Consider the following 5,635-nt stretch of genomic DNA (forward strand, 5'->3'; position numbering starts at 1 on the left):
GGCGGGGCACACCTGGCGCAGCTGGGCCAGCAGGCGGGGCAGCGCCGGCCCGGGCAGGCTGGCGCCGTCGAGCACGAGCGCGCCGAAGGGGCGGCGGGCCACCAGCGCGGCCACTTGGCTGGCGTCGGCAGTAAGGGTGAGTAGCAGCTGGGGCCAGCGCTGGCGCAGCAGCCCCAGCAGGCCCTGCCGAAACAAGCTGGGCGCGGCCACGAGCAGCACCGCTGGGGGAGAAACCATCATCGCAAAGGCAATAGAGCTTTCCCGCTACAGCGCTGCGCCAGCAAAGTGGCAGCACCTGGCGGTTGCGGGTGAAAAGATGCCCCAAAGTAGTTAATATATATCACATTAACTATATTAATTGGTGATTAACCCCGCTGCTTTGGCGAAACTCTGCTCAGAGGCCAGACAGCGGTTGTCATTCCGACGAAGGAAGAACCTGAATAAAACCAGTCAGGAACCGTCCCCAGATCCCTCCTTCGTCGGAATGGCGCCCCTTGTTCGCCCGGGCGCCGCGCCGCTTATTCACCGCTGTCCGGCACCTGCCATACCTCCGTGCCCGGCGGCACCGCGGCCAGGGCCCCCAGGTCCAGCAGCAGCCCGTATGAGACCACGCCTACGCGGTCAATTTCCTCCACGGTAGCGGTGCCGGATACCACGCTCCCCCCGGGCAGGCGGGCTTCGATGGGCAGGGCCGTGTGCAGAGCGTGGGCGCGCAGGGCCCCGTCGGGGCCAGCGGGCAGGGCCAACAGGCCCAGGCCAGGCACGGCCCAGGTGGTGGCTACGCGCAGCAATAGCGTGGGGGTGTCGCTCATGCCCGGCCTTAACGGGCGCGGGGGCCCCGGCGTTGGGGCCCGCAAAAAGCCCCGGCCCTGCTGCGCAGAACCGGGGCTTCCCGAAGGCAAAACCAGCCGCAGAGACTAGCGGCGGCGCATAAAAATCATCACGTAGTAAAGCAACGTGGCCAGCGAGCTAATGGCAGCCACTACGTAGGTCATGGCCGCCCACCAGAGGGCATCTTTGGCCATGGCGTGCTCCTGCACGGTCACTACGCCGCGCTTGTCCATCCAGGCCAGGGCCCGGCGCGAGGCGTCGAACTCAACGGGCAGCGTCACGAACGAGAACAGGGTGGTGAGCGAAAACAGGGCGATGCCCAGGCCCAACGGAATCATGGTGCGGTTCAACATGAAAATGCCGGCCAGCAAAATCCAGGGCATGTAGCGCGACACGGCGCTGAGGGCTGGCACCATGGCCGAGCGGAACTGAAGCATGGAATAAGCCGTGGCGTGCTGCACAGCGTGGCCGCACTCGTGGGCGGCCACGGCGGCGGCGGCGGCGCTGCGTTCGGCGTACACGCCTTCGCTCAGGTTCACCGTTTTGGTGGCGGGGTTGTAATGGTCGGTGAGGCTGCCGTCGGTGCTCACAATGCGCACGTCGGTAATGCCGTGGTCGGCCAGCATCAGCTCGGCAATCTGGGCCCCGGTGAGACCCGATTGCAGGCCTACCTGGGCGTACTTTTTGAACTTGCTGCGCAGGCGCCACTGGATGCCCCAGCTCACGGCCATCAACAGAATTACGAGGAAATACATGGCAAAAGGGGATTAAGAGAACGGTATTCGAAGCCCTGGGGGCCTCTGGCAATAGTGCAAATTATGGTCCAATCTGGCTAAGCGCCGCGCCGGATTTTTTCAACGATGCGCGAGGTGCTGTAGCCCGGCACTAAGGGTACGGTGAGGACCTGCCCGCCATTATTCAACACAAACTCGTGGCCCACAATTCCGTCGATGGCGTAATCATTGCCCTTCACCAGCACGTCGGGCCGCACGGCCTCAATGAGGGCCCGCGGCGTGGGCTCGCCGAAGAGCACCACCGCATCCACGAAGGCCAGGCTGGCCAGGATGCGGGCCCGGGCCTGCTCGTCTTGCAGGGGCCGGCCGGGCTTGAGGCGGCTCACCGAGGCGTCGGTGTTGAGGCCCACCACCAGGGCCCCACCCAGGTGCCGGGCCTGCTCCAGGTAGTCGACGTGCCCGAGGTGCAGCAAATCGAAGCAGCCGTTGGTGAATACCACGGGTCGCCGGCGGCGCGCCACTCGGCCAGTTTGGCCGGCAGCTGATCCAAGGTCAGGATTTTATCTTTCGTCCACATAGTAGGTCATATTGATTTCAAGAGCGATGGAAACCGGGCCGGGCTGCCTGCTTTCCGCCGGCTGCCCGGTAATCGTTGGGTTTGTTTGCCAACGGTTAGGGCCCCAGGAGTACAGCGATTCAATGATTACCCAGCGATTCGACGATTACCGGGCAGCCGGCGAAAAGCCGGCAGCCCGGGCCGTGCTTGGGCCCCTAATCAGCTGGCTACTTGGCCCGGATGGCCTCCACGGGGTCCAAATTAGCGGCGATGATGGCGGGCACGATGCCGGCCAGGATGCCAATGCCCACCGACACGAGCAGGCCCAGCGCCACGTTGCCGCTCGAGAGAAACAGCGGCAGCGCATCCTGCGGCACCAGCGTGATGAGCCAGACCAGCAGAATGCCCAGCCCGCCGCCAATGAGGCAGAGAAACACCGCCTCGAACAGGAACTGGAAGAGAATGAAGAAGTTCTGGGCCCCCAGCGACTTCTGGATGCCGATGATGCTGGTGCGCTCCCGCACCGACACGAACATGATGTTGGCGATGCCGAAGCCGCCCACCAAAATGGCAAACGAGCCGATGACGGCCCCCGCAATGCCGATGATGTCGAAGAGCTGGCCGATGGCCGAGGCAATCATTTCGGGGCGGTTCAGGGCGAAGTTGTCTTCCTGCTTGGGCTTGAGGCCGCGGATGTTGCGCATCACGCCCTGCATTTCGTACTCCAGGTCCAATAGGCCGGGGTCTTCGTCGCGGCCCTTCACGCCCAGTGAGGGGCTGGGGCCCCCCATGCCCGTGGCGCTCAGGGCAAAAAGCTTGGCGAAGGCCCCGTACGGAATCAAGCAGTTGGCGTCGTTGCTGGGCGTGTCGAGCATGTTTTTGCCCTCCTTTTTCATCACCCCGATGACCGTGAACTTGGCGCCGCGCACCTTGAACTCCTGGCCCAGGGCGCGGCCCTGCGGGTAAAGGTTTTCGGCGATGGTGGCCCCGATGATGGCCACCGGGCGGCCGTCGGCCATTTCCTGGGGCGTGAAGTAGCGGCCGTCTTCCACGGGCACGTTGCTGATGATGCGGTAATCGTAGCTCACGCCTTGCAAAGCGCAGTCGGCCACCGAGTTCACGGCCGCCTTGAGGGTATTGCCGCCGCTGGCCACGAAAATGGCCACGCCCTTGTTGTTGGGCCCCAGGCGCTTTTGCAGCTCCCGAAACTCGCGCTCGGTGGGCACGGGCCGGTTGAAGTATTTCCACCAGGGCCGGTTGGCGTCGAACTTCCAGGGCCACTTGCCCACGTAAATCACCTTGTCGCCGATGAAGTCCATGCTGTGGCGCACGTTGGCCTCCAGCGAATCGACGACGGCAAACACGGCGATGATGGCGAAGATGCCCACCGTGACGCCCAGCAACGAGAGCACCGTGCGCAACACGTTGCCCCGCAGGGCATCCCAGGCAAAACGGAGGCTTTCGAAGGTGAGGCGCAGGGCGAGCATGGGGTAAAGGTAGCGCGGGCGCGAATTGTGGGCGCCTGGCGCATTATTCTTTAGAGCGGTGGGCTGGAATGGGGTGGTCCGGCGACTTTTTCAGTCGTCGGGCCACTCTCACTAAATAACAGTGGCTCTGGGGCAATGTCAGAGTGGTCCGACGACTGAAAAAGTCGCCGGACCACCCCGTTTTAGGCCACCGCTATTCTATACTACGTAGTAATGTAGCTGGGGCCCCGGGTCACGAATGCCCGGGGGCCCCTGGAGGCCCCGCCCCCGGCGCTGCTTCCAAAAAAAGCCGTACTTTTGCGTTCCCAAATTTCGTTAACTTCCCCCTAATACTGCCCGGATGGCCATGAAATTGCATGAGTTCAAGTTTGAACTCCCCCAAGAGCTAGTTGCTACGCACCCGGCCCGCAACCGCGACGATAGCCGCCTGATGGTGTTGAACCGCGCCACCGGCACCATCGAGCACCGCAACTTCAAAGATATTCTCGACTATTTCACCGAAGGCGACACCTTCGTGCTCAACGACACCAAGGTTTTTCCGGCCCGCATGTACGGCAATAAGGAAAAGACCGGCGCCACGATTGAGGTGTTTTTGCTGCGCGAGCTGAACAAGGAGCTGCGCCTGTGGGACGTGCTGGTGGACCCCGCCCGCAAAATCCGCGTCGGTAACAAGCTGTACTTCGGCGAGAGCGACATGGTGGCCGAGGTCATCGACAACACGACTTCGCGCGGCCGCACCATCAAGTTTTTATTTGACGGCTCGGACGAGGACTTCCGCAAAGCACTCTACGAGCTGGGCGAGACGCCTATTCCGAAGGAGACGCTGCAACGCGAAACCGAGCCCGCCGACAAGGAGCGCTACCAGACCATCTACGCCGAGAACATCGGCGCGGTGGCCGTGCCGGCGGCCGGCCTGCACTTCACCCGCGAGGTGATGAAGCGCATGGAAATCAAGGGCATCGAGACGGCGGCCGTCACGCTGCACGTGGGCCTGGGCACCTTCCGCACGGTGGACGTGGAGGACCTAACCAAGCACAAAACGGATTCGGAAAACTTCATTGTGGGCCCCGAGGCCTGCGCCATCGTCAACAAGGCGCTGGACGCCAAGAAGCGCGTGTGCGCCATCGGCACCACCACGCTGCGCGCCATGGAATCGTCGGTGTCGGCCAACGCCCGCATGAAGCCCACCCAGGGCTGGAACGACCGGTTCATCTTCCCGCCCTACGAGTTCAAAATCGCCAACGCGCTGCTCACCAACATGCACCTACCGGAGAGCACGCTCATCATGATTACGGCCGCCTTCGCCGGCTACCCGCTGCTGATGGAGGCCTACAAGGAGGCCATCAAGGAGAAGTACCGCTTCTTCAGCTACGGCGATGCCATGCTGATTCTGTAAGGGTGAATTTTGATTGAGTGAATGAGTGAAGGCTCGGCTGTATTTGCGGCCGGGCCTTTTCTTTTGCAGCGCGGACTTTGTAGTCCGCGGCTTTCGCTTCGTCCGGCTGGTAATCGTTGGGCGACCGGGCAGCGCCGCGGACTACAAAGTCCGCGCTACAGTAGTGCCGCTCATCGTTCAACAACTAAGCAGCGCCGCGGACTATAACGTCCGCGCTACAGACGTGCTGCTTACCGTTGAATAACCGAAAAGCGCCCCGTTAACGCCCTAAATCGCCCATTCCCTTGGCTCATTCACTCCCTCACTCATTCACTAATTCACCGCCGCGCTACGCCATTCTCGTGGCTGGGGGCACGGGCACACGCATGGGCGCGGGCATGCCCAAGCAGTTTCTACTGCTGCGGGGGGCCCCGGTGCTGCTGCACACGCTGCGCCGCTTCGCCGAGCCGGCGCTGGCCGTGGCCGAAATCATTGTGGTGCTGCCCGCCGACCAGCTGGCCACCTGGCAAGCCCTGTGCGCCGAGCACTGGCGTGGATATTCCGCACCGGCTGGTGGCGGGGGGCCCCACGCGGCTGGGCCTCGGTGAAGGCCGGGCTGGGGGGCCCTGGCCGGCCACGCCCAGGGGCCTGG

6 protein-coding genes and 1 pseudogene are annotated in these 5,635 nt (G+C 63.2%); 2 read left to right on the forward strand and 5 right to left on the reverse strand.

Translation table 11 applies throughout. The features are described from left to right. The 5 genes and pseudogenes from BEN49_RS10420 to BEN49_RS10440 all read right to left on the reverse strand — a co-directional run. Positions 1-240: hypothetical protein (locus tag BEN49_RS10420; protein WP_141765642.1), on the reverse strand; the 240-nt coding region annotated here is incomplete at its 3' end. 278 nt (positions 241-518) lie between these two features. Continuing rightward, entirely contained in the window at positions 519-812 is a 294-nt protein-coding gene (locus tag BEN49_RS27830; RefSeq protein ID WP_070743030.1) for a hypothetical protein, read from the reverse strand. Positions 813-917: 105 nt separating this feature from the next. Continuing rightward, positions 918-1,586 (reverse strand): zinc metallopeptidase, encoded by a 669-nt coding sequence (locus tag BEN49_RS10430; protein WP_070743032.1) that lies wholly within the window; start codon positions 1,584-1,586, stop codon positions 918-920. 77 nt (positions 1,587-1,663) lie between these two features. Continuing rightward, positions 1,664-2,142: pseudogene (rfaE2, locus tag BEN49_RS10435) on the reverse strand (D-glycero-beta-D-manno-heptose 1-phosphate adenylyltransferase). A 206-nt stretch (positions 2,143-2,348) separates the two neighbouring features. Next, positions 2,349-3,608: an ABC transporter permease gene (locus tag BEN49_RS10440; RefSeq protein ID WP_070743036.1), complete on the reverse strand. Its 1,260-nt coding sequence runs from the start codon at positions 3,606-3,608 to the stop codon at positions 2,349-2,351. A gap of 346 nt (positions 3,609-3,954) precedes the next feature. Here BEN49_RS10440 and queA point away from each other — a divergent pair, with 346 nt between their 5' ends. Then, positions 3,955-5,004, forward strand: coding sequence for a tRNA preQ1(34) S-adenosylmethionine ribosyltransferase-isomerase QueA (gene queA, locus BEN49_RS10445; protein ID WP_070743042.1), 1,050 nt, complete (start codon positions 3,955-3,957; stop codon positions 5,002-5,004). Between the two features lie 341 nt (positions 5,005-5,345). Continuing rightward, positions 5,346-5,591, forward strand: a complete 246-nt coding sequence (locus BEN49_RS10455) for an IspD/TarI family cytidylyltransferase (protein WP_070743040.1) — start codon at positions 5,346-5,348, stop codon at positions 5,589-5,591. Positions 5,592-5,635 lie beyond the last annotated feature (44 nt).

This window comes from Hymenobacter coccineus (assembly GCF_001816125.1).
Classification (GTDB): Bacteria; Bacteroidota; Bacteroidia; order Cytophagales; family Hymenobacteraceae; genus Hymenobacter; species Hymenobacter coccineus.